This window comes from Ramlibacter sp. MAHUQ-53 (assembly GCF_052600055.1).
On the sequence record NZ_JBQWTS010000012.1, the window covers coordinates 26,032 to 50,772 of the forward strand.

26 protein-coding genes are annotated in these 24,741 nt (G+C 72.5%); 13 read left to right on the plus strand and 13 right to left on the minus strand.

Annotated features, from left to right (window positions below):
• Positions 1 to 8: 8 nt before the first annotated feature.
• The gene (rsmI, locus tag ACT80S_RS16720; protein WP_377417915.1) at positions 9 to 920 is read right to left on the minus strand and encodes a 16S rRNA (cytidine(1402)-2'-O)-methyltransferase; all 912 of its coding nucleotides are present in this window, start codon (positions 918 to 920) and stop codon (positions 9 to 11) included.
• On the opposite strand from rsmI, the gene ACT80S_RS16725 reads away from it, so the two are divergent.
• From ACT80S_RS16725 to ACT80S_RS16735, 3 genes are all read left to right on the plus strand, one after another.
• Positions 919 to 1,314 (plus strand): YraN family protein, encoded by a 396-nt coding sequence (locus ACT80S_RS16725; protein ID WP_377417917.1) that lies wholly within the window; start codon positions 919 to 921, stop codon positions 1,312 to 1,314. The genes rsmI and ACT80S_RS16725 overlap by 2 nt on opposite strands.
• Positions 1,315 to 1,442: 128 nt before the next feature.
• Entirely contained in the window at positions 1,443 to 2,042 is a 600-nt protein-coding gene (locus ACT80S_RS16730; RefSeq protein WP_377417919.1) for a phosphoheptose isomerase, read from the plus strand.
• Positions 2,039 to 2,695: a BON domain-containing protein gene (locus ACT80S_RS16735; RefSeq protein WP_377417921.1), complete on the plus strand. Its 657-nt coding sequence runs from the start codon at positions 2,039 to 2,041 to the stop codon at positions 2,693 to 2,695. Before ACT80S_RS16730 ends, ACT80S_RS16735 begins: the two co-directional genes overlap by 4 nt.
• Positions 2,696 to 2,780: 85 nt before the next feature.
• On the opposite strand, the gene ACT80S_RS16740 is transcribed toward ACT80S_RS16735, so the two are convergent.
• The 4 genes from ACT80S_RS16740 to ACT80S_RS16755 form a co-directional block, all read right to left on the minus strand.
• Entirely contained in the window at positions 2,781 to 3,683 is a 903-nt protein-coding gene (locus tag ACT80S_RS16740; RefSeq protein WP_377417923.1) for an NAD(P)-dependent oxidoreductase, read from the minus strand.
• Positions 3,684 to 3,759: 76 nt separating this feature from the next.
• On the minus strand, positions 3,760 to 4,896 hold the full coding sequence (locus tag ACT80S_RS16745) for a PilT/PilU family type 4a pilus ATPase (protein ID WP_377417925.1): 1,137 nt from the start codon (positions 4,894 to 4,896) through the stop codon (positions 3,760 to 3,762).
• Between the two features lie 28 nt (positions 4,897 to 4,924).
• On the minus strand, positions 4,925 to 5,569 hold the full coding sequence (locus ACT80S_RS16750) for a Crp/Fnr family transcriptional regulator (RefSeq protein ID WP_377417927.1): 645 nt from the start codon (positions 5,567 to 5,569) through the stop codon (positions 4,925 to 4,927).
• 22 nt (positions 5,570 to 5,591) lie between these two features.
• On the minus strand, positions 5,592 to 6,635 hold the full coding sequence (locus tag ACT80S_RS16755) for a type IV pilus twitching motility protein PilT (protein WP_377417929.1): 1,044 nt from the start codon (positions 6,633 to 6,635) through the stop codon (positions 5,592 to 5,594).
• Positions 6,636 to 6,670: 35 nt separating this feature from the next.
• Between ACT80S_RS16755 and ACT80S_RS16760 the strand changes: the two genes are divergently transcribed.
• Positions 6,671 to 7,360, plus strand: coding sequence for a YggS family pyridoxal phosphate-dependent enzyme (locus ACT80S_RS16760; RefSeq protein WP_377417931.1), 690 nt, complete (start codon positions 6,671 to 6,673; stop codon positions 7,358 to 7,360).
• 13 nt (positions 7,361 to 7,373) lie between these two features.
• On the opposite strand, the gene pyrF is transcribed toward ACT80S_RS16760, so the two are convergent.
• The gene (pyrF, locus tag ACT80S_RS16765; protein ID WP_377417933.1) at positions 7,374 to 8,198 is read right to left on the minus strand and encodes an orotidine-5'-phosphate decarboxylase; all 825 of its coding nucleotides are present in this window, start codon (positions 8,196 to 8,198) and stop codon (positions 7,374 to 7,376) included.
• Between the two features lie 52 nt (positions 8,199 to 8,250).
• Between pyrF and ACT80S_RS16770 the strand changes: the two genes are divergently transcribed.
• On the plus strand, positions 8,251 to 9,135 hold the full coding sequence (locus ACT80S_RS16770) for a DMT family transporter (protein ID WP_377417935.1): 885 nt from the start codon (positions 8,251 to 8,253) through the stop codon (positions 9,133 to 9,135).
• Positions 9,136 to 9,178: 43 nt separating this feature from the next.
• On the opposite strand, the gene ACT80S_RS16775 is transcribed toward ACT80S_RS16770, so the two are convergent.
• Together ACT80S_RS16775 and ACT80S_RS16780 are read right to left on the minus strand one after the other, a co-directional pair.
• Complete coding sequence (locus ACT80S_RS16775; protein ID WP_377417937.1) at positions 9,179 to 11,371, minus strand: hybrid sensor histidine kinase/response regulator; 2,193 nt, start codon at positions 11,369 to 11,371, stop codon at positions 9,179 to 9,181.
• Between the two features lie 104 nt (positions 11,372 to 11,475).
• Positions 11,476 to 12,513: an acyl-CoA dehydrogenase gene (locus tag ACT80S_RS16780; protein ID WP_377417939.1), complete on the minus strand. Its 1,038-nt coding sequence runs from the start codon at positions 12,511 to 12,513 to the stop codon at positions 11,476 to 11,478.
• A gap of 88 nt (positions 12,514 to 12,601) precedes the next feature.
• Between ACT80S_RS16780 and ACT80S_RS16785 the strand changes: the two genes are divergently transcribed.
• Positions 12,602 to 13,423, plus strand: coding sequence for an FRG domain-containing protein (locus ACT80S_RS16785; protein WP_377417941.1), 822 nt, complete (start codon positions 12,602 to 12,604; stop codon positions 13,421 to 13,423).
• A gap of 53 nt (positions 13,424 to 13,476) precedes the next feature.
• Positions 13,477 to 14,115: an MBL fold metallo-hydrolase gene (locus ACT80S_RS16790; RefSeq protein WP_377417943.1), complete on the plus strand. Its 639-nt coding sequence runs from the start codon at positions 13,477 to 13,479 to the stop codon at positions 14,113 to 14,115.
• Positions 14,116 to 14,130: 15 nt separating this feature from the next.
• On the opposite strand, the gene ACT80S_RS16795 is transcribed toward ACT80S_RS16790, so the two are convergent.
• Positions 14,131 to 15,015 carry a M48 family metallopeptidase gene (locus tag ACT80S_RS16795; RefSeq protein ID WP_377417945.1) on the minus strand — a complete coding sequence of 295 codons (885 nt, stop codon included), beginning with the start codon at positions 15,013 to 15,015 and terminating at the stop codon, positions 14,131 to 14,133.
• Positions 15,016 to 15,041: 26 nt separating this feature from the next.
• Between ACT80S_RS16795 and ACT80S_RS16800 the strand changes: the two genes are divergently transcribed.
• The 3 genes from ACT80S_RS16800 to ACT80S_RS16810 all read left to right on the plus strand — a co-directional run bounded on the left by ACT80S_RS16800 (position 15,042) and on the right by ACT80S_RS16810 (position 18,364).
• Positions 15,042 to 16,385 carry an AmpG family muropeptide MFS transporter gene (locus ACT80S_RS16800; RefSeq protein ID WP_377417947.1) on the plus strand — a complete coding sequence of 448 codons (1,344 nt, stop codon included), beginning with the start codon at positions 15,042 to 15,044 and terminating at the stop codon, positions 16,383 to 16,385.
• Positions 16,386 to 16,464: 79 nt separating this feature from the next.
• Positions 16,465 to 17,190, plus strand: a complete 726-nt coding sequence (locus ACT80S_RS16805) for a response regulator (RefSeq protein WP_377417948.1) — start codon at positions 16,465 to 16,467, stop codon at positions 17,188 to 17,190.
• A 4-nt stretch (positions 17,191 to 17,194) separates the two neighbouring features.
• The gene (locus tag ACT80S_RS16810) at positions 17,195 to 18,364 is read left to right on the plus strand and encodes a HAMP domain-containing sensor histidine kinase (protein WP_377417949.1); all 1,170 of its coding nucleotides are present in this window, start codon (positions 17,195 to 17,197) and stop codon (positions 18,362 to 18,364) included.
• A gap of 63 nt (positions 18,365 to 18,427) precedes the next feature.
• On the opposite strand, the gene ACT80S_RS16815 is transcribed toward ACT80S_RS16810, so the two are convergent.
• From ACT80S_RS16815 to ACT80S_RS16830, 4 genes are read right to left on the minus strand one after another with little or no spacing between them, the layout of a single operon-like run.
• A complete protein-coding gene (locus tag ACT80S_RS16815) occupies positions 18,428 to 19,285 on the minus strand; it encodes a fumarylacetoacetate hydrolase family protein (protein WP_377417950.1) in 858 nt (285 codons plus the stop codon).
• Positions 19,286 to 19,331: 46 nt separating this feature from the next.
• Positions 19,332 to 20,084 carry an IclR family transcriptional regulator gene (locus ACT80S_RS16820; protein WP_377417951.1) on the minus strand — a complete coding sequence of 251 codons (753 nt, stop codon included), beginning with the start codon at positions 20,082 to 20,084 and terminating at the stop codon, positions 19,332 to 19,334.
• Between the two features lie 6 nt (positions 20,085 to 20,090).
• Positions 20,091 to 21,620 (minus strand): bifunctional 3-(3-hydroxy-phenyl)propionate/3-hydroxycinnamic acid hydroxylase MhpA, encoded by a 1,530-nt coding sequence (gene mhpA, locus ACT80S_RS16825; protein WP_377417952.1) that lies wholly within the window; start codon positions 21,618 to 21,620, stop codon positions 20,091 to 20,093.
• Positions 21,617 to 22,174 carry a VOC family protein gene (locus ACT80S_RS16830; protein WP_377417953.1) on the minus strand — a complete coding sequence of 186 codons (558 nt, stop codon included), beginning with the start codon at positions 22,172 to 22,174 and terminating at the stop codon, positions 21,617 to 21,619. Before ACT80S_RS16830 ends, mhpA begins: the two co-directional genes overlap by 4 nt.
• 165 nt (positions 22,175 to 22,339) lie before the next feature.
• Between ACT80S_RS16830 and ACT80S_RS16835 the strand changes: the two genes are divergently transcribed.
• From ACT80S_RS16835 to ACT80S_RS16845, 3 genes are read left to right on the plus strand one after another with little or no spacing between them, the layout of a single operon-like run.
• Positions 22,340 to 23,332 (plus strand): Bug family tripartite tricarboxylate transporter substrate binding protein, encoded by a 993-nt coding sequence (locus tag ACT80S_RS16835; protein WP_377417954.1) that lies wholly within the window; start codon positions 22,340 to 22,342, stop codon positions 23,330 to 23,332.
• Positions 23,333 to 23,339: 7 nt separating this feature from the next.
• Positions 23,340 to 23,735, plus strand: coding sequence for a nuclear transport factor 2 family protein (locus ACT80S_RS16840; protein WP_377417955.1), 396 nt, complete (start codon positions 23,340 to 23,342; stop codon positions 23,733 to 23,735).
• Positions 23,736 to 23,753: 18 nt separating this feature from the next.
• Positions 23,754 to 24,737: a Bug family tripartite tricarboxylate transporter substrate binding protein gene (locus ACT80S_RS16845; protein ID WP_377417956.1), complete on the plus strand. Its 984-nt coding sequence runs from the start codon at positions 23,754 to 23,756 to the stop codon at positions 24,735 to 24,737.
• The last annotated feature ends 4 nt before the right edge of the window (positions 24,738 to 24,741 follow it).

A 24,741-nucleotide genomic window follows, 5' to 3' on the forward strand; every position in this document is an offset into this window, starting at 1 on the left:
GCCAGGCCTCAGTCTGCCGCTTCGCCCTTCATCCGCAGCGCCGCCTCGTACAGCGCATTGCGCGAGCCCCCGCTGGCTTCGGCGGCGATGCGCACCGCTGCCTTCACCGGCAGCTCCTTGAGCAGCAGGGCCAGCAGGGCCTCGCCCTCGTCGCGGGCCCTGGCCTGCGCCCAGGGGTGCAGCACCAGCGCGAATTCGCCCCGGCTGCGCTGCGGGTCGGCCGTCAGCCAGCCGGCCAGGGCCTCGCAGGGCACGGTCTCCACCTGCTCGAACTGCTTGGTCAGCTCGCGCCCCACGGTCACCGGGCGCGGCCCCAGGGCGGCCAGCGCCGCCGCCAGGTCGCCGATGCGGTGCGGCGCCTCCAGCAGCACCACCGCGCGCGACTCCTGCGCCAGGGCCTGCACCGCCTGCGCGCGCTCGCCGGCCTTGGCCGGCAGGAAGCCGCCGAAGACGAAGGCGGCCTCGCCGCTCCACGCGCCGGCCACGCTGAGGACGGCGGTGACGCTGCTGGCACCGGGCAGCGGCACCACGCGCAGGCCGGCCTCGCGCACCGCGGCGACCAGGCGCGCGCCCGGGTCGCTCACCGCCGGCGTGCCGGCATCGCTGGCATAGGCCACCCGCTCGCCCGCCTGCAGGCGGCGCACCACCTGCTGCGCGGCCTCGGCCTCGTTGTGCTGGTGCAGCGGGATCAGCCCGCCGGCGGGCCGCTCCAGGCCCAGGGCCCGCAGCAGCTGCTGGGTGTGGCGGGTGTCCTCGCAGGCGATGGCGTCGACCGTCTCCAGCACGTGCAGGGCGCGCAGGCTGATGTCGGCGAGGTTGCCGATCGGGGTGGCCACCACGTAGAGTGCCCCCGGCGGGTAATGCTGCGCGCCGGCCGCCTCGCGGGCGGCCTTCAGGGCAGGGAGGAAGGAAGCGCTCATGAAATTCCTGGGGAGGGAGTCGGGCCGCACGGCCCAGGCCACGACCAAGCAGGCCGGCGACGCCGCCGAGGCGCGCGCGCTGGCCCACCTGGCCGCCGCGGGCCTGCGGCTGGTGCAGCGCAATTATCGAACCCCGGGCCGGGGCGGCGGCGAGGTCGACCTGGTGATGCGTGAAGCCGACGGCACCCTGGTCTTCGTCGAGGTGCGCGCCCGCGCCAGCCGCGCCTTCGGCGGCGCGGCGGCCAGCGTGGGGGCCGCCAAGCGCCGGCGCATCGTGTTCGCGGCGCGCCACTTCCTGCTGCGGCTGCCGGCGCCGCCGCCCTGCCGCTTCGACGTGGTGGCCGTCGACGGGCCCCGCATCGACTGGCTGCGCGCCGCCTTCGACGCGGGCTGAAGGCGCAGACCACAGGTGCCCGGGATGCCGGTGGCGGACACGGACGCGGGCGCCGGCGCCGGCGCGGGCGGATTCGTGAGCGGATGTTGCGGCCCGGGGAAAAAGGCCGGCGGGTATCATCCCCGGCCATGCTCGAACAACGCATTCAACAGCATTTCATCGACAGCGCCGACCTGAAATACCAAGCGGCCCAGACGCTGACCAAGCCCATCGCCGCGGCCATCCAGGCGGTGCTGGCCTGCGTGACCAGCGGGGGCAAGGTGCTGGCCTGCGGCAACGGCGGCTCCGCCGCCGACGCGCAGCACTTCGCCGCGGAGTTCGTCGGCCGCTTCGAGCGCGAGCGCCCGGAGCTGGGCGCCATCGCGCTGACCACCGACAGCTCCATCCTCACCGCCGTCGGCAACGACTACGACTTCAACCAGATCTTCTCCAAGCAGGTGCGCGCCCTCGGCCAGGCCGGCGACGTGCTGCTGGCGATCTCCACCAGCGGCAACTCGGCCAACGTGCTGGCCGCGGTCGAAGCGGCGCACGAGCGCGAGATGACCGTGGTGGCCCTCACCGGCCGCGGCGGCGGCCGGATGGCCCAGGCCCTGCGCGAGACCGATGTCCACATCTGCGTGCCGCACGAGCGCACGGCCCGCATCCAGGAGGTGCACCTCCTGACGATCCATTGCCTGTGCGATGGCGTCGACGCCCAACTGCTCGGAGACCAGGAACCCTCTGCATGAAGCCCGTGAAATCCCTGAACCGCCTCCTGCTGGCCACCCTGGCCGCCGCCGCCCTCGCGGGCGGCCTGTCCGCCTGCGCGCCCCTGGTGGTGGGCGGCGCCGCCCTCACCGGCCTGGTAGCGGTGGACCGCCGCTCCTCCGGCGCGCAACTGGAGGACGAAACCATCGAGCTGCGCGCCGGCTCGCGCCTGCGCGACGCGCTGGGCAGCCGCGCCCACATCAACGTGACCAGCTATAACCGCCAGGTGCTGCTCACCGGCGAGGTGCCGGACGAAGCCGCCAAGGCCCGCGCCGAGCAGATCGTGGCCGGCCTGGACAACGTGCGCACGGTGGTCAACGAGCTGGCCATCATGGCGCCCACCTCCCTGAGCCAGCGCTCCAACGACGCCCTGATCTCCGGCAAGATGCGCGCCTCCCTGGTCGATGCGCGTGACCTGTCCTCCCCGGCCTTCAAGGTGGTGACCGAGCGCGGCACCATCTTCCTCATGGGCCGCGTGACCCAGCGCGAGGCCGACCGCGCCACCCAGATCGCGCGCGGCATCGGCGGCGCGCAGCGCGTGGTGCGGGTCTTCGAGATCCTCACCGAGGAAGAACTGGCCCGCATCGAGCCGCCGCCGGCCAAGCCCGCGGGCGGCGCCTCCAGGCCGCAGTAAGCGCAGGCCGCACACGACACGAAGGCCGGGACCCGCGAGGGCCCCGGCCTTCTTCATTGCGGCGCGCCAGGCGCGGCCCGTGCGTTCAGCGCAGGCGGGTGATCAGGCTGGAGGTGTCCCAGCGGTTGCCGCCGGCGGCCTGCACGTCGGCGTAGAACTGGTCCACCAGGGCGGTGACGGGCAGGCGCGCGCCGTTGCGCTTGGCCTCGTCCAGCACCAGGCCGAGGTCCTTGCGCATCCAGTCGACGGCGAAGCCGAAGTCGAACTGGTCGGCCACCATGGACTTGCCGCGGTTGTCCATCTGCCAGCTCTGGGCCGCGCCCTTGCCGATCACCTCCAGCACCTGGACCATGTCCAGGCCGGCCTTCTGGCCGAAGGCGATGGCCTCGGACAGGCCCTGCACCAGGCCCGCGATGCAGATCTGGTTGACCATCTTGGCGAGCTGGCCGCTGCCGGCGCCGCCCAGGTGGGTGAAGGCGCGCGAAAAGGCCATCGCCACCGGGCGGGCCGCCTCGAAGGCCGCGGCGTCGCCGCCGCACATGACGGTGAGCAGGCCGTTCTGGGCACCGGCCTGGCCGCCGGAGACCGGGGCGTCGACGAAGTGCAGGCCCAGCTCGCGGGCCTTGGCGTACAGCTCGCGGGCCACGTCGGCCGAGGCGGTGGTGTGGTCGACGAAGGTGGCGCCGGGCTTCATCCCGGCGAAGGCGCCGTCCGGGCCGAGGACGACCGAGCGCAGGTCGTCGTCATTGCCGACGCAGCAGAAGACGAAGTCGCAGCCGGCGGCGGCCTCGCGCGGGGTGGGCGCGGTGCTGCCCTTGAACTCGGCCTGCCAGGCCTGGGCCTTGGCGGCGCTGCGGTTGTAGACCGTGACCTGGTGGCCGGCCAGGGCCAGGTGGCCCGCCATCGGCAGCCCCATCACGCCCAGGCCGAGGAAGGCGACCTTTCGCGAGGGGGTGGATTCGTAGGTCTTGGGGTTGGTGCTGCTCACGCCGTCTCCTGTCTTGTGTGTGGGGGATCGGCGGATTCTAGGAGGCGCGCGGGAGCCGCGCGGCGCCCGCGGTCGCTCAGACGATCGCCAGGTGCTCGGTGCCCTCGGAGAGGTCCTGCGACTTGGCGCGCTGGCTATTGAGCTTGATGGTCAGGCGCAGGTCGTTGACCGAGTCGGCGTTGCGCAGGGCGTCCTCGTAGGAGATGACGTTGGCCTCGAACAGCTCGAACAGCGCCTGGTCGAAGGTCTGCATGCCCAGGTTGCGGCTCTTCTTCATGATGTCCTTGAGGCCGGCGACCTCGCCCTTGAAGATCAGGTCGGACACCAGGGGCGAGTTGAGCATGATCTCCACCGCCGCCTGCCGGCCCTTGCCGTCCTGGCGCGGCACCAGGCGCTGGCAGACCATGGCCCGCAGGTTCAGGGACAGGTCCATCAGCAGCTGCGCGCGGCGCTCCTCGGGGAAGAAGTTGATGACGCGGTCCAGCGCCTGGTTGGCGCTGTTGGCGTGCAGCGTGGCCATGCACAGGTGCCCGGTCTCGGCGAAGGCGATGGCGTGCTCCATGGTCTCGCGGTCGCGGATCTCGCCCATGAGGATCACGTCCGGCGCCTGGCGCAGGGCATTCTTCAGGGCGGCCTCCCAGCTGTCGGTGTCGAGCCCCACCTCGCGCTGCGTGACCACGCAGTTCTTGTGCGGGTGCACGAACTCCACCGGGTCCTCGATGGTGATGATGTGGCCGAAGGAGTTCTCGTTGCGCCAGTCGACCATGGCGGCCAGCGTGGTGCTCTTGCCCGAGCCGGTGGCGCCCACCAGGATGCTCAGGCCCCGCTTGGACATGACCACGTCCTTGAGCACCGGCGGCATGGCCAGGCCGTCGAGGGTGGGCAGCGTCTGCGGGATCACCCGCAGCACCAGGCCGACCTTGCCCTGCTGCACGAAGGCGTTGACGCGGAAGCGGCCGATGCCCGCCGGCGCGATGGCGAAGTTGCACTCCTTGGTGCGCTCGAACTCCGCGGCCTGGCGGTCGTTCATGATGGCGCGCGCCAGGGCCAGCGTGTGGCCGGCGTTGAGCGGCTGCGGCGAGACCTTGGTGACCTTGCCGTCGACCTTGATCGCCGGGGGGAAGTCGCCGGTGATGAACAGGTCGCTGCCGCCGCGGCTGACCATCAGCTTGAGCAGGTCGTTGATGAACTTGCTGGCCTGATCGCGTTCCATGAGCGGTTCTCCATGCGGGGGCGGCGCCTCAGCGCGCGCCGCCTGCCCCGCCGAGGTCGCTGACGCGGGCGGTGATGGCGCGCAATCGCAGCGAGAGCTTGCGCGCCAGCAGGCCGACCAGGCTGGCGGCGAGCATCGGGTCGCCGGCCATCATCTCGTCGAGCGCGGGGGCGTCGAGCACCGCGACCTCGCACTCGGTCAGGGTGACGCAGTGCGAGAAGCGCATGCCGCTGTCGAGGAGGGACATCTCGCCCAGGATGTCGCCGGGCCGGGCCTCGGCCAGGCGCACATGCTCGCCCCAGGGCTGGATGCGGTCGATGGCGACGCTGCCCGAAAGCAGGACCACCATGAAGTTGCTGTATTCGTCCTGGCGGATGATGTCCCGGTCGGCCGGCACCACGGCGTACTCGAAGAAGCGGTCCATGCGGGCGATGGCGTCGGGCGAGAGGCGGCTCATGAACCGGTCCTTGCCCCACAGCGCGTGCAGCATGCGCGCGCCCTGCGAGGACGACAGGCGCTTGGCGCCGACCTCCACCGCTCGGGCGTCCCAGGGAATGAGCATGGACGGGTCCAGCCCCTGCTCGACGAACGCGGTGGAGAACAGCAGCGAGTCGTTGCTGTCGCTCGCCGGGGTGGGATGGGCCCGCCGCAGGAGGCCGAACACGCTTTTCATCCAGGTGCCTCGCTGTCCGGCGTCAGCCGGGGAAGTTCTCGGGTTGCTTGGCCTTGGCGCGCGCCTCGGCGGAACTGATCACGTTGCGCTTGACCAGGTCGGCCAGGCACTGGTCCAGGGTCTGCATGCCGTAGGCGCTGCCGGTCTGGATCGAGGAGTACATCTGCGCGATCTTGTTCTCGCGGATCAGGTTGCGGATGGCGGCGGTGCCGATCATGATCTCGTGCGCCGCGACGCGGCCCGAGCCGTCCTTGAGCTTGCACAGGGTCTGCGAGACCACCGCCACCAGCGACTCGGAGAGCATGGCGCGCACCATCTCCTTCTCCTCGGCAGGGAAGACGTCGATGATCCGGTCGATGGTCTTGGCGGCGCTGGAGGTGTGCAGGGTCGCGAACACCAGGTGGCCGGTCTCCGCGGCGGTCATGGCCAGGCGGATGGTCTCCAGGTCACGCATCTCGCCCACCAGGATCGCGTCCGGGTCCTCGCGCAGGGCCGAGCGCAGCGCGGCGGCGAAGGACAGCGTCATGCCCCCCACCTCGCGCTGGTTCACCAGGCACTTCTTGGAGTCATGGACGAATTCGATCGGGTCCTCCACGGTGAGGATGTGCCCGTACTCGGACTCGTTGAGGTGGTTGATCATCGCCGCCAGCGTGGTGCTCTTGCCCGAGCCGGTGGGGCCGGTCACCAGCACCAGGCCGCGCGGCTTGAGCGCGAGGTCCGCGAAGATGCGCGGGGTGTTGAGCTGCTCCAGCGTGAGGATCTTGGAAGGGATGGTGCGGAACACGGCGGCCGCGCCGCGATTCTGGTTGAACGCGTTGACACGGAAGCGCGCCAGGCCTTCGATCTCGAAGGAGAAGTCGCACTCGAGGAACTCCTCGTAGTGCTTGCGCTGGGTGTCGTTCATGATGTCGTACACCATGGCGTGGACCTGCTTGTGGTCCAGCGCTTCGACGTTGATGCGGCGCACGTCCCCGTGCACGCGGATCATCGGCGGCAGGCCGGCCGAGAGGTGGAGGTCGGAGGCTTTGTTCTTGACGCTGAAGGCCAGCAGCTGGGTAATATCCACGAAATGTCCCGTCACTCGTACTGCGCTGAACCATTATGACTACTATTCCTCAGCGGGTTCAACAAGTGCGGGCGCGAATCGCCGCGGCATGTGCAAACGCGCAACGCGGCGTCGAGGAAGTCACGCTGCTGGCGGTCTCCAAGACCTTCGGCGCGGGCGCCGTGCGCGAGGCGGCGGCCTGCGGCCAGGTCGCCTTCGGCGAGAACTACCTGCAGGAGGCCGTCGAGAAGATGGCCCTGCTGGCCGACCTGCCCCTGGAGTGGCACTGCATCGGCCCGATCCAGAGCAACAAGACCCGCCTGGTGGCCACGCATTTCCAGTGGGCCCACACGGTGGACCGCCTGAAGATCGCGCAGCGCCTGTCGGAGCAGCGGCCCGAGGGCCTGGCGCCGCTGAACGTGTGCGTGCAGGTGAACATCGACGGCGGCGCCAACAAGTCCGGCGTCGCCCCGGGCGAGGCGCTGGCCCTGGCGCGCGAGGTGGCGCGGCTGCCGAACCTGCGCCTGCGCGGGCTCATGGCCATCCCCGAGCCGGTGGAGGGCTTCGAGGCGCAGCGCGCCGTGCATGGCCGCACCCGCGCGCTGTTCGAAGAACTGCGCCGGGCCGGCCTGCCGCTGGACACGCTGTCCATGGGCATGACGGGCGACCTCGAGGCGGCCATCGCCGCCGGCAGCACGATGGTGCGCGTGGGCACCGCGATCTTCGGCGGCCGAGCCTACGCCTGAAGGCCAGGGGGCCTCAGCCCCGCGCGGACTGCAGCAGGTCGCGCGTCTTCGTGGCCTCGCGGCGGGCGGCCTCGGCGAAGTCGTCGCCGGAGGAGGCGTAGAGGATGGCGCGCGAGGAATTCACCGCGATCGGCGCATCCGCGCGCCAGCCCGCCTTGACGGTGGCCACCGCATCGCCACCCTGAGCGCCCACGCCGGGAATCAGCAGGGGCACGGTGGGTGCGACCTGGCGCACGCGTTCGATCTCGGCGGGGTAGGTGGCGCCGACCACCAGCCCGAGCTGGCCATTGAGGTTCCACGGGCCCTGGGCCAGGCGCGCCACGTGTTCGTACAGCAGCGGCTCGCCGGGCACCGAGGACAGGCGCTGGCTTTGCAGGTCGTCACCGCCCGGGTTCGAGGTTCGGCACAGGAGGAAGGCGCCCTTGCCGGGGTACTTCAGGTACGGCTGCACCGAGTCGAACCCCATGAAGGGCGAGAGCGTCACCGCGTCGGCGTCGTAGCGCTCGAAGGCTTCCTTGGCGTACTGCTCCGCGGTCGAGCCGATGTCGCCGCGCTTGGCGTCCAGGATCACCGGCACATGGGGGATGTTGCGGCGCAGGTGCTGCATCAGCTTTTCCAGCTGGTCCTCGGCGCGGTAGGCGGCGAAATACGCGATCTGCGGCTTGAAGGCGATGGCCAGGTCGGCGGTGGCGTCGGCGATGCGGGCGCAGAAGTCGTAGATGCGCGAGGCATCGCCCTTCAGGGCGCCGGGAAAGCGCGCGGGCTCCGGGTCCAGCCCCACGCACAGCATCGACTGGTTGCGGCGCTGGGCGTCCTGCAGCATCTCGAGGAAAGTCATCCCCGGATTGTACGAAGCGCCCCCGGATCCCGGTCCGGCCACAATCGCCGCCATGCATGCCTTCTCCCGTTTCCAGCTCGTGCTGCTGGCCCTGCTGACCCTGACCTGGGGCCTGAACTGGCCGGTGATGAAGGTTGGCGCCACCGGCTACCCGCCCCTGACCTTCCGGATGCTGTCGATGTGGGCCGGCCTGCCGGTGCTGGCCGCGGCGATGGCGGCGATGAAGGTGCCCCTGCGCATCCCGCGCCGGCACTGGCCCGAGCTGGTGGTGCTGGCCACCTTCAACATGTTCATCTGGCACGCCTGCATCATGCTGGCGGTGCGCAACCTGTCCTCGGGCCGGGCCGCGATCCTGGGCTACACCATGCCGATTTTCTCGGCGGTGGTCGGCGCCCTGGTGTTCGGCACCGCGCTGTCGCGGCGCGGCTGGACCGGCGTGGGCGCGGCCGCCCTGGGCGTGGTGCTGCTGCTGTGGCACGAGTTCACCGGCCTGGCCGGCAAGCCCGGCTTCGTGCTGCTGGCACTGTTCGCCGCCGCGACCTGGGCGCTGGGCACGCAGCTGCTGCGGCGCACCCGCATCGAGGCCCCCATCCTGGCCATCTCGTTCTGGATGACGACCCTCACCGCCGCGGTCATGACCGGGCTGTCGCTGCTGTTCGAGCCCTGGCCCTGGGCGCTGCCCTCGGTGCCGGTGCAGTGGGCCATCGGCTACAACGCGGTGGTGATCTTCGGCTTCGCCCAGGCTACCTGGTTCTACCTGGCCCGCTCCCTGCCCCCGGTGGCCTCGACGCTGAGCGTGATGCTGATCCCGGTGCTCGGCGTGTTCAGCGGCGCGCTGGCCCTGGGCGAGGTGCTGCACTGGCAGGACTGGGCCGCCGTCGGCCTGATGATGGTGGCCATCACCTCGGTGCTGCTGCCCCGGCGCGCGGGGAGCTGACGCCGTCGTCGAAGCCGGCCCGGCCGGCACACCGGCAGACTGATCACCCGTCCTCGATGGCCCGCTGGAGCGTGGCCATGTCGGCCGGCTTGGCCAGATGCAGGTCGAAGCCGGCGGCGCGGGAGCGCTCGCGGGCCCGGGCATCGGCATAGCCCGAGAGGGCCACCAGCCGCAGGCCCGGGAGCGCCGGCTCGGCCCGCAGGGCGCGCGCCACGGCGTAGCCGTCCAGCGCGCCGGCCAGGCCGATGTCGGAGATCACCACCTGCGGCCGGAACTCGCGCGCGGCGGCGATGCCGGCCTCGCCGGTGGCCGCCACCCGCACCGCATGCCCGCCCAGGGCCAGCAGGTCGGCCAGGGTCTGGGCCGCATCCTCGTTGTCCTCGATCACCAGGATGCGCCGCGCGCCCGGCAAGGCCGGCGCGGCGCCGGCTGCCGGCCCCGGGTCCGGCGCCGGGGCCACCCCCTTGGGCAGGCGCAGCGTGAAGCGCGCGCCCCGGCCCTCCCCCTCGCTGTGCGCCAGCACCGTGCCGCCATGCAGCTGCGCCAGCCCGCGCGTCAGCGCCAGCCCCAGGCCGAGCCCGCCCTTGCTGCGGGCCAGGTCCTGGTCGGCCTGGCCGAAGGCGTCGAACAGCCGCTCCAGCATCGGCGCGGAGAGGCCGATGCCGGTGTCGCTCACGCAGACCTCGGCCGCCTCGCCGTGCGCGCCGCCCTCGCCGGCGCGCACCTCCACCTGGCCGCCGGGGTCGGTGAAGCGGGTCGCGTTGTTCAGGAGGTTGCCCACCATCTGCGCCAGCCGCACCGGGTCGCCCTCGACCCACAGCGGCGCGGGCCCGGCGTCCACCGCCAGGCGCAGGCCGGCGGCCTCCACACTGCGGCGGTAGTCCTCGGCCGTCTGGCGGGCAATGGCGGCGAGGTCGCAGGGCTGGAAGTTCAGCGCCATCTTGCCGCGGGCGATGCGCGAGACATCCAGCAGGTCGTCGACCAGGCGGGCCATGTGCGCCACCTGCCGCTCCAGGATCTCCAGGGCCCGGCGCTGGCGCGCGTCGGCCGTGGCATCGCGGCGCAGGATCTCGACCGCGGTGCGCACCGGCGCCAGCGGGTTGCGCAGCTCGTGGGCCAGGACGGCGATGAATTCGTCCTTGCGCTGGGCGTTCTCCTGCAGGGTCTGGCGCCGCCGCTCCAGCAGCAGCGCCGCCTCCCCCAGCCCCTGGGCAGCCTGCGCCGCCTCGGCCACGGGCAGGGACGGCAGCACCGGCGGGCGGCCCGCGCCCAGGTCGGCGGCGGCGGCCTGCAGGGCCTCGAAGCAGCGCACGATCTGGCCCCCGATCCACCAGGCCAGTACGGCGCTGAGGGCGAACATGGCGGCCACGCCCGCCGCGATGAGGGACGAGGTGCGGGCGAAGACGGCGTCGGCCTCGGCCCGGGGAATGCCGATGGCCACCGTCCAGCCGCTCACCGGGGCCCGGCTGTAGAACAGGAGCGCCAGCTCGCCTTCCGCGGTGAAGGCCTCGCCCGCGCCCTCGGGCCGCTCGCGCATGTGCGCGCGCACCGAGGGCGAGGCCGGCGTGCCGACGAAGCGGTCCGCCGCCCGGGTTCGCCCGGCGAGCACGCCCTGGCGGTCCATGATGCCGGCCACCCAGTCGGCGGGCAGCTCCTGCTCCCGCAGCAGGGCATTGAATTGCGAGGGCACCACGCCCACGCTGAGCGCGTAGCGCACCCGGCCGCCGACGAACACCGGCACGTCCACGCTCATGATGGGGCGGCGCAGGACGGCGCCGGTGAACAGGTCCGAGATCACCGGCTGCCCGGTCGCGAACACCTGCTTCACCTGGTCGGGCCGCGGCGCCACCTCCAGGGAGCGGCCGTAATCGACCAGCGTGTTGAGCAGTTGCCGGCCGGCCTCGTCCCGCAGGACCACGGTGGTGCCCAGGCCGACCCGGTCGATGGTGGCCCGCGCCTCCGCATGGAAGTGGCCCAGGTCGCCGGCGGCCAGGGCGGCGGAGGTGGACAGGGCCTGGCCCACGGCCAGGACCTTGAGCAGGTGGTGGTCGACCGCCTGCGCCATGGCCCGCGCGGTGAGCACCGTGGTCTGGGCCAGCTGGGTGCGCGCCTGCCGGTATTGCCAGGCGAACAGGGCGGCGGCGCCGAGCACGCCGGGCAGGAGGCAGGCCAGGACCAGGGCGAGCAGGACGGCGCGCACCGTCCAGGATTGGCCATGCGCAGCGGGAGGATTCATCGCGGACAGCAAGCTCTCCGCCACATCCTGCGGAGGGAATCGCCCATCCGGGCGTAAGCGGATGCAAGACGCCGCCGCCTTGTGTCAGCCCCGCCGGGCGCGGCTCAGGGCGCCAGCATCGCGTGCTGCGCGCCGGTGTGGAAATCGCGCCAGGCGCGGTTCAGGTCGCTGGCGGCGTCGGCGGCGCGCAGGCCGCACAGGGGGTAGGCGGCATCGACCGCGGCACGCGCCGCCGCGGCCCAGGCCAGCGAGGCCTCGCGCAGGGCGGCCTCGTCGCAGGGCCCGCTGCCTGCGGCGACGCGGTCCCATTGCGCCTCGAGCACCGCCAGGCAGCGCCCGCGCGCGGCCTCCAGCGCCGCCCGCGCCTCGCGCGCGTCGCTGCGGCCCTGGGCCGCGCGGTGGGCCAGCAGGGGCGCGGCGCGCTGCAGGAAGCCCCGCGCCAGCCCGCCCACGTTGGCCGCCAGCGTGGCGTAGGCCAGCGAGGCGAAGGGGAAGCGGTACAGCGGGCCGGGTACGACCGGGCCGGCGGCCACCGTGAAGGCGTGGGCCTGCGGTACCCAGGCGGACTCGATGGCGAAGCCGTGCGAGCCCGAGGCGCGCAGCCCGATCGCCCGCCAGCCCCGCTGCACGCGCACGTCCCGGGCCGGGACGACGAAGGCGCTCACGCGCGGCGCGCCCTGCGCGTCGAGCAGGGGCCGGCCGCCCTCGCGCAGCACGGCGTTGAAGGTGAAGTGCGTCGCCAGGGTGGCGCCGGTGGCCACGGGCCACTGGCCGCTGACGCGCCAGCCTGCCCCCTCCCGGTCGGCGAAGCCGGCGGCCGCGCCGCTGCCGCCGAGGCAGCAGCCCGGGGTGGCCGCCACCTGCGCCGCCAGCGAGGGCGGCAGGAAGCCCAGGAACCAGCCCGCGCCCGCGCACAGCGTCACCACCCAGGCGCAGCTGCCGTCGGCCTCGGCCAGCGCCTCCTCCAGCCGCACCACGGCCGGCAGGTCGAGCTCGGCGCCGCCCGCGGCGCGGGGCACCAGCAGGCGCATCCAGTCGCGGCGGGCGATGAGGTCGCGGGTGGCGGCGGCCAGCTCGCCCCGGGCATCGCCGTCGGCGGCGGCCTCGCGCAGGCACTGGGCGTCATCGGGGGAAAGGATCATGGTCGGGGTCGGGCTCGGGGTGCCGATTGTCACCCCGGGCTGTCACCGGGCCTGCCTATACTGGGCCGCTGTCCCGACGCGCCGCCCCATGAAAGTCGCACGCCTGACCCGCTGGTCCGAATTCGTCGAACACACCGAAGCCCTGGAGGGCTGGGCCTTCCGCGGCCAGCACTCGGCCAGCTGGCCCCTGGTCAGTTCACTCACCCGCCGGCTGCAGACCTTCTGCCCCGACCCGAAGCTGTGGCCGCTGCGCGAGGCGCGGGCCATGCGCATCTTCCGGCGCAAGGCCCACATCCACCTGCAGGACCGCTCCGCCCTCGAGGACGAGCTGCGCTGCCTGGCGCTGATGCAGCACCACGGCGCGGCCACCCGGCTGCTGGACTTCACCAAGTCGCCCTTCGTGGCGGCCTTCTTCGCGCTGGAAAGCGCGCGCGCCGATGTCTCGGTGTTCGCGCTCAACACGCCGGCGCTGTGGCACCTCACGCCGGCCTTCGACCGCACGCTGACCCGCGACCGCATCGACCCGCGCATCCCGGGCCACTTCGAGCGCTACTTCGCCCGCAACACGCTGCCGGTGCTGTGGTTCGGCGAGCCCTCGCAGATGGACCGGCGCCTGGCGGCGCAGTCGGGCCTGTTCGTGGTGCCGGGGGTGCTGGACAAGTCGCTGGACGACATCCTGCAAGGCTATGGCGGCACCGAGGAACTGCTGCACCAGTTCGTGCTCTCGCCGGAGATGCGGCACGAGGCCATGCACGCGCTCTATCGCATGAACGTGACCTACGCCACCCTGTTCCCCGACCTCGACGGCCTGGCCCGCTCGCTGGGCTACGAGCTGGAGGCGATCTGGGAGCGGCTGGTGGAGGACTACGAGCGCGGGCAGTCGCCCGAAGCCAGCGACCCGGGCATGTAGGGCGGGCCGCCCCGGCGGCACGGCGGCCGGGCGCCCTGTCGGACAATGCGGGGATGCTCCGCTACCTCACCCTCCCCGTCACCCCCTTCCAGCAGAACTGCTCCATCGTCTGGGACGACCAGACGCAGCAGGCCGCCGTGATCGACCCCGGCGGCGACCTCGACGACCTGCTCGAGGAGGTGGAGCGGCGCGGGCTGAAGCTCGAACAGATCTGGCTCACCCACGCCCACATCGACCACGCCGGCGGCACCGGCGAGCTGGCGCGGCGCCTGGGCCTGCCCATCATCGGCCCGCACGAGGGCGACCAGTTCTGGATCGACGGCCTGCCGCAGCAAAGCGTGATGTTCGGCTTCCCGAAGGCCGAGGCCTTCACGCCCACGCGCTGGCTGCATGACGGCGACACCGTCACCCTCGGCCACCACACGCTGGACGTGCGCCACTGCCCCGGCCACACCCCCGGCCACGTGGTGTTCCATTCGCCCGAGATGAACCGCGCCTTCGTGGGCGACGTGCTGTTCGCCGGCAGCATCGGCCGCACCGACTTCCCCCAGGGCAACCACCAGCAGCTGATCGACAGCATCACCGGCCGCCTCTGGCCCATGGGCGACGAGACGGTGTTCATCCCGGGCCACGGGCCGGAGAGCACCTTCGGCCGCGAGCGCCAGACCAACCCCTTCGTGGGCGGGACCTGAGCGCGGCGGCGCGCCTCAGTTGCCCGGCCCGCCGCGGGCCTGCTCGTACAGGCCCTGCACCCGCGGCACGTTCTGCTGCAGGCGCTCGATGCGTTCGGGACCGCGCGGGTGGGTGGACAGGAAGGCCGGGCCCTCGCTGCCGCCGTTCGCGCGCCCCATCTTCTCCCACAGGCTGATCGCCGCCTGCGGCTGGTAGCCGCCGCGCGCGGCGATCTCCAGGCCCACCAGGTCGGCGTCGATCTCGTCGTCGCGCGAGAAGCGCAGCGACAGCAGCTGCGTGCCGATGTCGGCCGCCAGGCTGCCCAGCTGCCCCAGGCCGAACACCTGCGACAGCACCGACAGCCCCACGCTCGTGCCCTGGGTCTTGGCGATGCGTGCGCGGGCATGCTCGCGCACCGCGTGCGCCATCTCGTGGCCCATCACCATCGCGGCCTCGTCGTCGGTGAGGGCCAGCTGGTTCAGGATGCCGGTGTAGAAGGCGATCTTGCCGCCCGGCATGCAGAAGGCGTTGATCTGCTTGCTGCCGATCAGGTTGACCTCCCAGCGCCAGCTGCGGGCCCGGTCGTTCCAGCGGTAGGTGTGCGGGATGAGGCGCAGGGCGATGGCACGCAGGCGCTGCACCTGGGGGTGGTTGTCCGGCCCCAAAGCGCGTTGCTCGCGGGCCTGGGCGACCAGCTTGGAATATTCCTGCGAGGAGGCCGCCTCGAGTTCGGCGGCGGGCACGAAGTTCTTCAGGCGCGAGCCGGAATCCACCTCCACCTGGGCCAGCGCGGGCGCGGCGGCCGCCGCCCCCGCCGCCCCGGCGGCGAGCAGGAAGCCCCGGCGCGAGGACCAGCGATGCGGCGAACGCGGGGCGTCCGGCGACACGTCGGACAGCGCTTGATAACAGGCGAGGCACATGCGGCAAATGATAATGACGCGAGCCCATGCCCACGTCAGACAACACCCTCAACCCCAAGCCCGACGCGGGCCGCCTCGCCGGCTGGATCGCCGCCCTGCGCGTCTACCTCGAACCCGCCTCCTGGCGCATGCTGCTGCTCGGGTTCTCCGCGGGCCTGCCGCTGCTGCTGGTGCTGGGCACCCTGAGCTTCCGCCTGCGCGAGGCGGGCATCGACCGCACCACCATCGGCTACCTCTCCTGGGTCGGCCTGGCCTACGGCTTCAAGTGGGCCTGGGCGCCGCTGGTGGACCGCCTGCCCCTGCCGCTGCTCACGCGCTGGCTGGGGCGGCGCCGCAGCTGGCTGCTGCTGTCGCAGGTGGCCATCGCCGCCGGCCTGGCGGGCATGGCCCTGAGCGACCCGAAGCTGCAGCTGCAGGCGGTGGTGGCCTGCGCCCTGGTGGTGGCCTTCGCCTCCGCCACGCAGGACATCGCGCTGGACGCCTTCCGCATCGAGTCGGCCGACGCCGACCGCCAGGCCGCCCTGGCCGCGGCGTACCAGACCGGCTACCGCCTGGCCATGATCTGGTCGGGCGCGGGCGTGCTGTGGCTGGCGGCGCGCGCCGAGGTGGCCAACGCCGCGGCCTACCAGCACGGCGCCTGGCAGGCCGCCTACCTGGTGATGGCCGCCTCGATGGCGGTGGGCGTGCTCACCGTGCTGCTCTCGCCCGAGCCGGCGCGCCGCGAGCTGCCGCCGGCGCGCAACCTGGCCGCCTTCCTGCGCGAGGCGGTGGTCGAGCCCCTCGCCGACTTCGTGCGCCGCTACCGCTGGCAGGCCGCCATCGTGCTGGCCCTGATCGCCGTCTACCGCATCTCCGACGTGGTCATGGGCATCATGGCCAACCCCTTCTACGTGGACATGGGCTACACGAAGGACGAGGTCGCCGCGGTCACCAAGGTCTACGGCGTCATCATGACCCTGGTGGGCGCCTTCGTCGGCGGCGTGCTCTCGCTGCGCCTGGGCGTGATGCGGGTGCTGATGCTGGGCGCCGTCCTGAGCGCGCTGACCAACCTGCTGTTCGCGTGGCTGGGTGCGCGCGGGCACGACGTGCAGGCCCTGGTGCTGGTGATCTCCGCCGACAACCTGGCCTCGGGCATCGCCTCGGCGGCCTTCATCGCCTACCTCTCCAGCCTCACCAACGTGAGCTACTCGGCGACGCAGTACGCGCTTTTCAGCTCCATCATGCTGCTGCTGCCGAAGTGGCTGGCGGGCTTTTCCGGCCAGTACGTGGACGCCTTCGGCTACGGCCCCTTCTTCCTGGCCACCGCGGGCCTGGGGCTGCCGGTGCTGCTGCTGGTGGCCCTGGCGGCGCGGGTGCACCCGCGGGGGTGAGCCGGGCCCGCCGCCGCGTTTACCGGCGGTTTACCGGGGCTTGATCCGGCGTGACACGGGCGCGGGCTACCATGGCCCCATGCAGCGCCTGCTGATGATCGAAGACGACGCCCGCCTCGCGGGCATGGTGCGTGAATACCTGGAGCGCAATGGCTTCGGCGTGGCCCATGCGGGCGACGGCGAGGCCGGTCTGGCGCGCATCCAGGACAGCGCGCCCGCCGACCTGCCCCACCTGGTCATCCTGGACCTGATGCTCCCCGGCATCGACGGCCTGGAGGTGTGCCGCCGCCTGCGCGCCCTGCCCGGTGCCGCCGGCCACGTGCCGGTGCTGATGCTCACCGCCAAGGGCGACCCGATGGACCGCATCGTCGGCCTGGAGCTGGGCGCCGACGATTACCTGCCCAAGCCCTTCGAGCCGCGCGAGCTGCTCGCCCGCATCCGCGCCGTGCTGCGCCGGCGCGGCGAGGCGGTGGCCGCGGCCCCGGCGGCGGCCGCGCCGCCCCTGCGTTTCGGCTCGCTGGAGATCGACCGCGACAGCCGCAGCGTCAGCGTCGCCGGCCAGCACCGCGAGCTCACGGCCTACCAGTTCGACCTGCTGCTGGTGCTGGCCGAGCGCGCCGGCCGGGTGCTCACGCGCGACCAGATCATGGAGGCGGTGCGCGGGCGCGAGCTGGAGGCCTTCGACCGCAGCATCGACGTGCACATGGGCCGCATCCGCGCGGCGATCGAGGCCGACGCCAAGAACCCCAAGCGCATCATCACCGTGCGCGGCGTGGGCTACATGTTCGCCAAGCAGCAGGACTGACCGCATGCGCATCCCGCTGTATCTGCGCATCTGGGGCGCCGTGGTCCTGGCCGTCGCGGTGCTGACCGCGGCCTTCGCCTGGCTGTGGCAGTCCACCGCCTACCAGCCGCGCCCGCGCGAGATCGTGATCCGCAGCGAGTCCGGCGAGGTGCTGGGCCAGGCCGTCGCGCGGCCGGCCTTCGTGCCGGGCCAGGGCATCGAGTTCGGGATGACGCTGAACGACGGCCGCCAGGTCGTCGTCCAGCTGCCGCCGCGCCCGCGCGGCCCCGGCGAGGGGCCGCCGCCGCTGCGTCCCTGGATGCGCGGCACCAGCGGCCTGCTGTGGATGCTGGGCCTGGTGGCGGTGGCGGTGGCCATCGGCACCTACCCGATCGTGCGGCGGCTCACGCAGCGCCTGGAGTCGCTGCGCGAGGGCGTCGAGCGCCTGGGCGGCGGCGAGCTGTCCGCCCGCGTCGACGAATCCGGCCACGACGAGGTGGCCTTCCTCGCACGCCGCTTCAACCAGGCGGCCGAACGCATCGAGCAGCTGGTGACCAGCCACAAGTCCCTGCTGGCGAACGCCTCGCACGAGCTGCGCTCGCCGCTGGCGCGCATCCGCATGGGCCTGGCCCTGCTGGAGGCCGACGGCAATGCGGCCTTGCGCGCCGAGATCGAGCGCAACGTGGACGAACTCGACCAGCTGGTCGACGAGATCCTGCTGGCCAGCCGCCTGGACGCGCGCAGCGCCGACGTGGGCACGCGGGAGCCGGTGGACCTCACCGGCCTGGCCGCCGAGGAATGCGCGCAGGTGGGCGCGGAGCTGGCGGCGTCCGAGCATGGCGCGCCGGTGGTGGTCGAGGGCGTGAGCCGGCTGCTGCGGCGGGTGGTGCGCAACCTGCTGGAGAACGCGCGCCGCTACAGCGACGGCGAGGTGACGGTGGAAGTGCGCCGCGACGGGCGGGACGCCGTGCTGCGCGTGTGCGACCGCGGCCCGGGCGTGCCGCCCGAGCAGCGCGAACGCATCTTCGAGCCCTTCTACCGCCTGCCCGGCGCGAGCGAGCGCGCCGGCGGCGTGGGGCTGGGGCTGTCGCTGGTGAAGTCCATCGTGCAGCGGCATGGCGGCAGCGTGCGCTGCGAGGACCATGCCGGCGGGCGCGGGGCGTGCTTCACGGTGCGGCTGCCCGCGGGGCGCTGAGCCCCGGCGGGCGGGGCGACGCCTCCCCGGCCGCCCCCGGCGGGGGCGGGAGAGGCCAGCGCGTCAGGCCTGCTCGTCGCGGATGCCGTTGCGCAGGATGCCGACGGCGTCGACCTCGATCTCCACCACGTCGCCCGGCTTCATGAACACCTGCGGGTTGCGCTTGTTGCCCACGCCGCCCGGGGTGCCGGTGACGATCACGTCGCCCGGCTCCAGCGGAATGAAGGTGGAGATGTAGGCGATCTGGCGCGGGATGCTGTGGATCATCATGTCCGTGGTGGCCTGCTGCATCACCTGGCCATTGAGGCGGGTGGTGAGCGTCATGCGCTGGCCCGGCGCGATCTCGTCGGCCGAGACCATCCAGGGGCCGAAGCCGCCGGTGCGCCAGAAGTTCTTGCCCGGGGTCCACTGCGAGGTGGCCACCTGCCAGTCGCGGATCGAGCCGTCGTTGTAGCAGCTGTAGCCGGCGATGTGGCTCCACGCATCGGCCTCGCTGATGCGGCGGCCGCCCTGTCCGATGACGATGGCGATCTCGCCCTCGTAGTCCAGGCGGTGCGACTCGGGCGGGCGCACGATGTCCTGGCCGTGGCCGACCTGCGAGGCCGGCATGCGCACGAACAGCGCGGGGCTCTCGGTGATCTCGCGGCCGGTCTCGCGCACGTGCTCGCCGTAGTTCAGGCCGACGCAGACGATCTTGCCGGGGTTGGGGATCACCGGCAGCAGCTCCAGCTGCGAGAGCTTGAGCGTGGGCTTGTTCGCCTGCGCCAGCTTCGCGGCCTCGGCCAGCAGGCCCTGGGCGATGGCGGCCTTCAGGTCGGGCGCCCGGGCGCCGAGCAGGGGAGCGAGGTCGACCACGTCGTCGGTGCCGATGACGGCGCCGTAGGAGGCGGCGCCCTGGTTCAGGAAGCTGATGAATTTCATGGTTCTTCGGGGTGGGTGGGAAAAGGAAAGGGGAACGGGGAGGACCTCAGGGCACGCGCGCGGTGATGTCCTGCGCGGCGCGCACCACCAGCGGCGCGAGCTTGCCCAGGTCGATCACCGCCATGCGCTGCACGGTGCTGACCAGCGAGATCGCGCCGAGGATGCGGCCATCGGCATGCACCAGCGGCACGCCCAGGGCGGCGAGGTTCGGCTCCAGCTCGCCGTTGGAGAAGTAGGAGCCGGCCTTGCGGATGGCGCTGTAGTACTTGCGGAAAGCCGTCCAATCCGTGGGCAGGCCGGCCGCGGCGATCTCGCGCGCATGGTGGTCGAACAGCCTGCGAAGCTGCGCCGGCGCGAAGCTGGCCAGGATCACTTTGGGCGCGGCGCCCAGGAACATGGGCCGGGGACGGCCGCGGCCGTAGCTGAGGCTGGCCGGCTGGTTGCCCGACTCGCGGTGCGTATCGAGCATCTGGTTGCCGTAAAGGCCGGTGATCACGCAATCGAGCCCGGTCTGCGCCACCAGTTCCTTCATGAACGGGATGCCGTGCTGCAGCACCGGATCGCCCACGCGGATCAGGTAGTCGAGCACCACGATGCGCGGGCCCAGCGAGTAGTGCGAGTCGGCGGTGCGTTGCAGGTAGCCCGCCTCGGAGAGCAGCCGCACGTAGCGGTAGCCGGTGGGCAGGGACACCTGCAGCGCGCTGGCGATGGCGTCGGCCGTCCAGGTGGGCTGCTGCTCGGAGAACAGGTCCAGCACGCCCAGCATGCGCACCAGGCTCGAATCGGATTTGTCGGTCACGGGATCTCAGTGGGGTTGCGGCTCGCGCGAGGGGATGCAGGCCGAGGCGGCCTCCAGCTCGCCGGGGTCCGACGCCAGGCCCGCGACATAGCGGTCCGGCCGCAGCACCACGGCCTGCGCGCCCTGCGCGTCCAGCCACTGCTGCAGCGCCGGGTCCTGCGCGGGCAGCACGGCGACCCCCGCATCCTGCCAGAGTTGGCGCAGCGCACCGGGCACGGCGTCGAGCAGCGCGGGCCGCGCGATCACCGCGAAGCGCGGGCCGGCCTCGCCGTCGAGGGCCTCGTCCAGCAGGCGGCCATCCGCGAGGCGCGGCTGCGGGAAGGGCCGGGCCACCGCGGCCTGCGCGCCCTGCCAGGCGCCGGGCCCCAGCCTCGGCGCGGGGAAGGTGAATTCCTCCGGCTCGCCGGCGCGGTAGCGGGCGTCGCGCGCGGCGGCGGCCTGCGGGTCGGTGGTCTGGATCACGTCGCCCAGGCGCACCGCCAGCGAGATGAAGGCGTGCACGTGCGGGCGGCGCTCGGCCTCGTAGGTGTCCAGCAGCTCGTCGCCGGCCTCGCCCCGGGCGACTGCGGCCAGCTTCCAGGCCAGGTTGGAGGCGTCGCGGATCGCGGCGCACATGCCCTGGCCCAGGAAGGGGGGCGTGAGGTGGGCGGCGTCGCCCGCGAGCATCAGCCGGCCGCGGCGCCAGCCCTGCGCGATCTGCGAGTGGAAGGTGTAGATGACGGCGCGCTCGATGTCGGCATGCGCCGGCGTCATCCAGCGGCCCACCAGCTTCCACAGCGTCTCGGGCTTGACCAGGTCGGCCTCGTCGTCGCCGGGCATGACCATGATCTCCCAGCGCCGGCGGCGGCCGGTGACGTTGCACCAGGTCATGGGCCGGGCGGGGTCGCAGTGCTGCACGGTGTGCTCGGGCAGGGCGGGCGCGCCGTCCTTGAGCTGCACGTCGAACACCAGCCAGGGCTGGCGCAGGCCGAGGTCCTCCATCGGCGAGCCGAGCGTGCGGCGCACCAGGGAGCGGGCGCCGTCGCAGCCCACCACCCAGCGCGCGCGGGCGGTGAAGGCGGGGCCGCCGGCGCGGTCGGTCACGGTGAGGGCCACCTGGTCGGCGTGTTCCTCGATCGCGGTGACCTCGGCGCGCAGGCGCACCTGCACCTTGGGGAAGCGGGCCACACCGTCACGCAGCACCTGCTCCAGCTCGGGCTGGTGGAAGTAGTAGTTGGTGGCGCAGCCATGCGGGCCGAGCGAGGCCGTGCCGCCGCGCACCATCAGGGTCTCGCCCCGGGCGTTGACGAAGTGCATGCCCTGCAGGCCGGGGCGGCTGATCGCCTCGACCCGGGCGCGCAGCCCCAGCGACTGGAAGACGCGCATCACCTCGCCGTCGAAGTGGATGGCGCGCGGCAGCGGGTAGATGCCGGCCTCGCGATCTAGCACCAGCACCGACAGGCCGGCCCGCCCCAGCAGGTTGGCCAGGGTGGCGCCCGCCGGGCCGTAGCCGATGAGGGCGACGTCGTACACGCGGTCGTCGGCGCCGGGCGTCATGCGTGCCCCATGCGGCGGGCCATCTCCGCCATCCACTCGGCACGGGGCTGGAAGCGCGGGCGGCTGCGGGCCAGCGCCTCGGCGCGGGCCAGGATGGCCTCGTCCGGCTGGTCCAGGTCGATCGGCTCGCGCAGCGGCTGCTCGCAGTACCAGGGCATGTCCATGAACACCTCGAGGCGGTTGCCCTCGGGGTCGCGGAAGTAGATGGAGACGGCGTTGCCGTGCGTGGCGCAGACCAGGTCGGTCACGTCCGGCTCGGCGGCGACGAGGCGCTTGACCTCGCGCAGCGTGGCCAGGTCCGGCACCCGCAGCGAGATCTGGTTGATCACGCTGAAGGACAGGTCGGCCGGCCGGCCCGAGGCCAGCACCACCTGGTGGTGCTCCGCGGGGTCACGACTGAGGAACACCAGCTGCACCGGCCCCAGGTCGCCCCGGTCGGTCTCGGTGAAGCACAGCACCTCCTTGTAGAAGCGGGCCATGCGCTCGATGTCGCGCACGTAGAAGCCCATGTGGCTGAAGGCCAGCGAGCCGGGTCGCCGGAGCAGGTCGCTCATGTTGTCTCCTCGTGAAAACGCCGCACGGGATGCGGCATGGATTTTTTCGAAAGTCTAGTTGAATTATCAGATTCTGACAATTCAAACGTGTTTTATGCATAATCAAATCCATTCCGCCGATCCTGCTCGCGGAATCCGAGATCAACAGCAACAGGAGACAAACCCATGCGCCGATCCCCTCGCCGCGGCCTGCTGGCCGCCCTCGCCGCCGTCGCGGCCCTGCCCTTCGCGCTGTCCGCGCAGGCCCAGGCCAACGACTACCCGAACAAGCCGATCCGCCTGATCGCGCCCTTCCCCACCGGCACCGGCCCCGACGCGAACACCCGCGAGATCGCGCAGGAGCTGACCAAGGTGCTGGGGCAGTCGGTGGTGGTGGAGAACCGCCCGGGCGCCTCGTCCATGATCGGCATGGAGGCCGCGGCCAAGTCCGCGCCCGACGGCTACACGCTGGTGATCGGCCCGACCTCGGCGATGTCGGTGGTGCCGCACCTGTACGCCAAGGTCCCCTACAACGCGGAGAAGGACTTCGCGCCGGTGAGCATCGTGGGCATGCTGAACACGGCCATGATCGCCAACGCCAGCCTGCCGCAGGCCACGGCCAGGGAGGTGATCGCGCGCCTGAAGTCGCAGCCTGGCAGCATCGTCGCTGCCACCTCCGGCGTGGGCAGCTACTCGCACCTGGCCGGCGAGTGGTTCGCGGCCGGCGCGGGCACCAAGATCACCTTCGTCCCGTACAACACCTCCAGCCCCTACGCCGACCTGGTGGCCGGCCAGGTGCAGCTGATGTTCGACGCCCTGCCCGCCGCCATCGGCAACGTCAAGGCCGGCAAGCTCAAGGTGCTGGCCATGACCGGCGCCACCCGCCACCCCAACTTCCCCGACGTGCCCACCTTCGCCGAGGCCGGCCTGCCCGCCAGCTACTCGCCCACCGCCTGGATCGGCCTGTTCGCGCCGGCCGGCACGCCCAAGCCCATCGTGGACAAGCTCGCCGCCGCGATGCAGAAGGCCACCACGCAGAACCCGGCGCTGCAGGAGAAGTGGCGCTCCTATGGCGGCGAGATGAAGGCCATGACGCCCGAGGCCTTCGCCGCCTTCCTGAAGCAGGACTCCAACCTCTGGGGCCAGGCGATCCGCGGCGCCGGCATCAAGCTGGACTGAAGTCACGATGGCGACGACCCCGCACCCCGCCCTGCAGGCCGAAGGCAAGCGCCTGGCGGCTATGCGCGCCAACGACACGCAGGCCCTGTCGGCGCTGCTGCATGAGGACGTGATCTACGTGCACTCCTCCGGCGGTACCGACAGCAAGGCCAGCGTGCTGGCCAACATCACCAGCGGCAAGCTGCGCTACCTGCAGGTGGACTTCGAGGACGTCGAGGCCCGCGACCTGGGCACCGCCGCCATCGTGACCGGACGCATGGTCGCCAAGGTGCACCGTGACGGCAAGGACCTGGACATCCGCAGTCAGTACATGACCGTATGGCAGGCCCGCGACCCGGCGCGCGATGATCCGGCCGGCGAGCCCTGGCGCCTGCGCGCGCACCAGGGCACGCCGCTGAAATAAGAACTGACAGGAGACACGATGACCCGATTGCCGACCCGGCGCCAGGCCCTGGGCCTGGGCGCCGCCAGCCTGGCCGGCCTGGCCAGCCTCCCCGCCTTCGCGCAAGCCGCGCCCTGGCGCCCCGACAAGCCGGTCCGCCTGCTGGTGGGCTTCGCGCCCGGCGGCAGCTCGGACACCGTGGCCCGCCTGCTCGCGCCCAAGCTGGGCGAGGCGCTGGGCCAGCCGGTGGTGGTGGAGAACCGCGCGGGCGCCGGCGGCGCGCTGGCCGCCGAGGCGGTGGCCAAGGCGCCCGGCGACGGCACCACCTGGCTGCTGGCGCCCAGCGGGCACTCGACGATGGCGGCGATGCGCAAGTCGCTGCCGTTCCGCGCGGTGGCGGACTTCGCCTGGACCTCCACCGTCACCACCTACCCGATGGTGATGGCCGTCCCGCCGAATTCCCCGATCCGCTCGATGGCGGACGTGATCGAGGCCGCGCGCAAGCGCCCCCTGAGCTTTTCCTCGGTGGGCGTGGGCACGGCCCACCACCTCCTGGGCGAGTGGATCAACGCCGAGCAGGGCATCCAGATGCTGCACGTGCCGTTCAAGGGCGGCACGGCGGCGGCCACCGAGGTGATGGCGGGCCGGGTCGACGTGCTGATCGAGACCATGACCGCCGCCCTGCCCTTCGTGCAGCAGGGCCAGCTGCGCGCGGTGGCGGTGAGCTCGGCGTCGCCGGTGGCGCTGCTGCCGGGGGTGCCGACCATGGGCGCGACGATCCCCTCGCTGCAGTACGAGTCCTGGCTGGGGGTGGCGCTGCCGGGCACCACGCCGGCGCCGGTGGTGAATGCGGTCAACGCCGCGATCCGCGGCGCGCTGGCCGACCCGGCGATCGCCAAGCGCCTGGCCGACCTCGGCGGCGGCGCCGCGCCCAGTACGCCGGAGGCCTTCAAGGCCCGCGTGGAGGGCGAGGTGGCGCGCTTCAACCGGGTGGTGGACTCGCGCCGCATCGAGCGCGAGTAAGGCC

Bases quoted from the DNA above. Each gene is read 5' to 3' on its own strand.
- mhpA (WP_377417952.1), bottom strand. From the start codon at position 21,620: ATGACGCCCGGCGCCGACGACCGCGTGTACGACGTCGCCCTCATCGGC.
- ACT80S_RS16840 (WP_377417955.1), top strand. From the start codon at position 23,340: ATGGCGACGACCCCGCACCCCGCCCTGCAGGCCGAAGGCAAGCGCCTG.
- ACT80S_RS16790 (WP_377417943.1), top strand. From the start codon at position 13,477: ATGCTCCGCTACCTCACCCTCCCCGTCACCCCCTTCCAGCAGAACTGC.
- ACT80S_RS16760 (WP_377417931.1), top strand. From the start codon at position 6,671: ATGACTACTATTCCTCAGCGGGTTCAACAAGTGCGGGCGCGAATCGCC.
- ACT80S_RS16730 (WP_377417919.1), top strand. From the start codon at position 1,443: ATGCTCGAACAACGCATTCAACAGCATTTCATCGACAGCGCCGACCTG.
- ACT80S_RS16810 (WP_377417949.1), top strand. From the start codon at position 17,195: ATGCGCATCCCGCTGTATCTGCGCATCTGGGGCGCCGTGGTCCTGGCC.
- ACT80S_RS16800 (WP_377417947.1), top strand. From the start codon at position 15,042: ATGCCCACGTCAGACAACACCCTCAACCCCAAGCCCGACGCGGGCCGC.
- ACT80S_RS16795 (WP_377417945.1), bottom strand. From the start codon at position 15,015: ATGTGCCTCGCCTGTTATCAAGCGCTGTCCGACGTGTCGCCGGACGCC.
- ACT80S_RS16835 (WP_377417954.1), top strand. From the start codon at position 22,340: ATGCGCCGATCCCCTCGCCGCGGCCTGCTGGCCGCCCTCGCCGCCGTC.
- ACT80S_RS16725 (WP_377417917.1), top strand. From the start codon at position 919: ATGAAATTCCTGGGGAGGGAGTCGGGCCGCACGGCCCAGGCCACGACC.
- pyrF (WP_377417933.1), bottom strand. From the start codon at position 8,198: ATGACTTTCCTCGAGATGCTGCAGGACGCCCAGCGCCGCAACCAGTCG.
- ACT80S_RS16845 (WP_377417956.1), top strand. From the start codon at position 23,754: ATGACCCGATTGCCGACCCGGCGCCAGGCCCTGGGCCTGGGCGCCGCC.
- ACT80S_RS16780 (WP_377417939.1), bottom strand. From the start codon at position 12,513: ATGATCCTTTCCCCCGATGACGCCCAGTGCCTGCGCGAGGCCGCCGCC.
- ACT80S_RS16735 (WP_377417921.1), top strand. From the start codon at position 2,039: ATGAAGCCCGTGAAATCCCTGAACCGCCTCCTGCTGGCCACCCTGGCC.
- ACT80S_RS16745 (WP_377417925.1), bottom strand. From the start codon at position 4,896: ATGGAACGCGATCAGGCCAGCAAGTTCATCAACGACCTGCTCAAGCTG.
- ACT80S_RS16750 (WP_377417927.1), bottom strand. From the start codon at position 5,569: ATGAAAAGCGTGTTCGGCCTCCTGCGGCGGGCCCATCCCACCCCGGCG.
- ACT80S_RS16815 (WP_377417950.1), bottom strand. From the start codon at position 19,285: ATGAAATTCATCAGCTTCCTGAACCAGGGCGCCGCCTCCTACGGCGCC.
- ACT80S_RS16775 (WP_377417937.1), bottom strand. From the start codon at position 11,371: ATGAATCCTCCCGCTGCGCATGGCCAATCCTGGACGGTGCGCGCCGTC.
- ACT80S_RS16805 (WP_377417948.1), top strand. From the start codon at position 16,465: ATGCAGCGCCTGCTGATGATCGAAGACGACGCCCGCCTCGCGGGCATG.
- ACT80S_RS16830 (WP_377417953.1), bottom strand. From the start codon at position 22,174: ATGAGCGACCTGCTCCGGCGACCCGGCTCGCTGGCCTTCAGCCACATG.
- rsmI (WP_377417915.1), bottom strand. From the start codon at position 920: ATGAGCGCTTCCTTCCTCCCTGCCCTGAAGGCCGCCCGCGAGGCGGCC.
- ACT80S_RS16770 (WP_377417935.1), top strand. From the start codon at position 8,251: ATGCATGCCTTCTCCCGTTTCCAGCTCGTGCTGCTGGCCCTGCTGACC.
- ACT80S_RS16785 (WP_377417941.1), top strand. From the start codon at position 12,602: ATGAAAGTCGCACGCCTGACCCGCTGGTCCGAATTCGTCGAACACACC.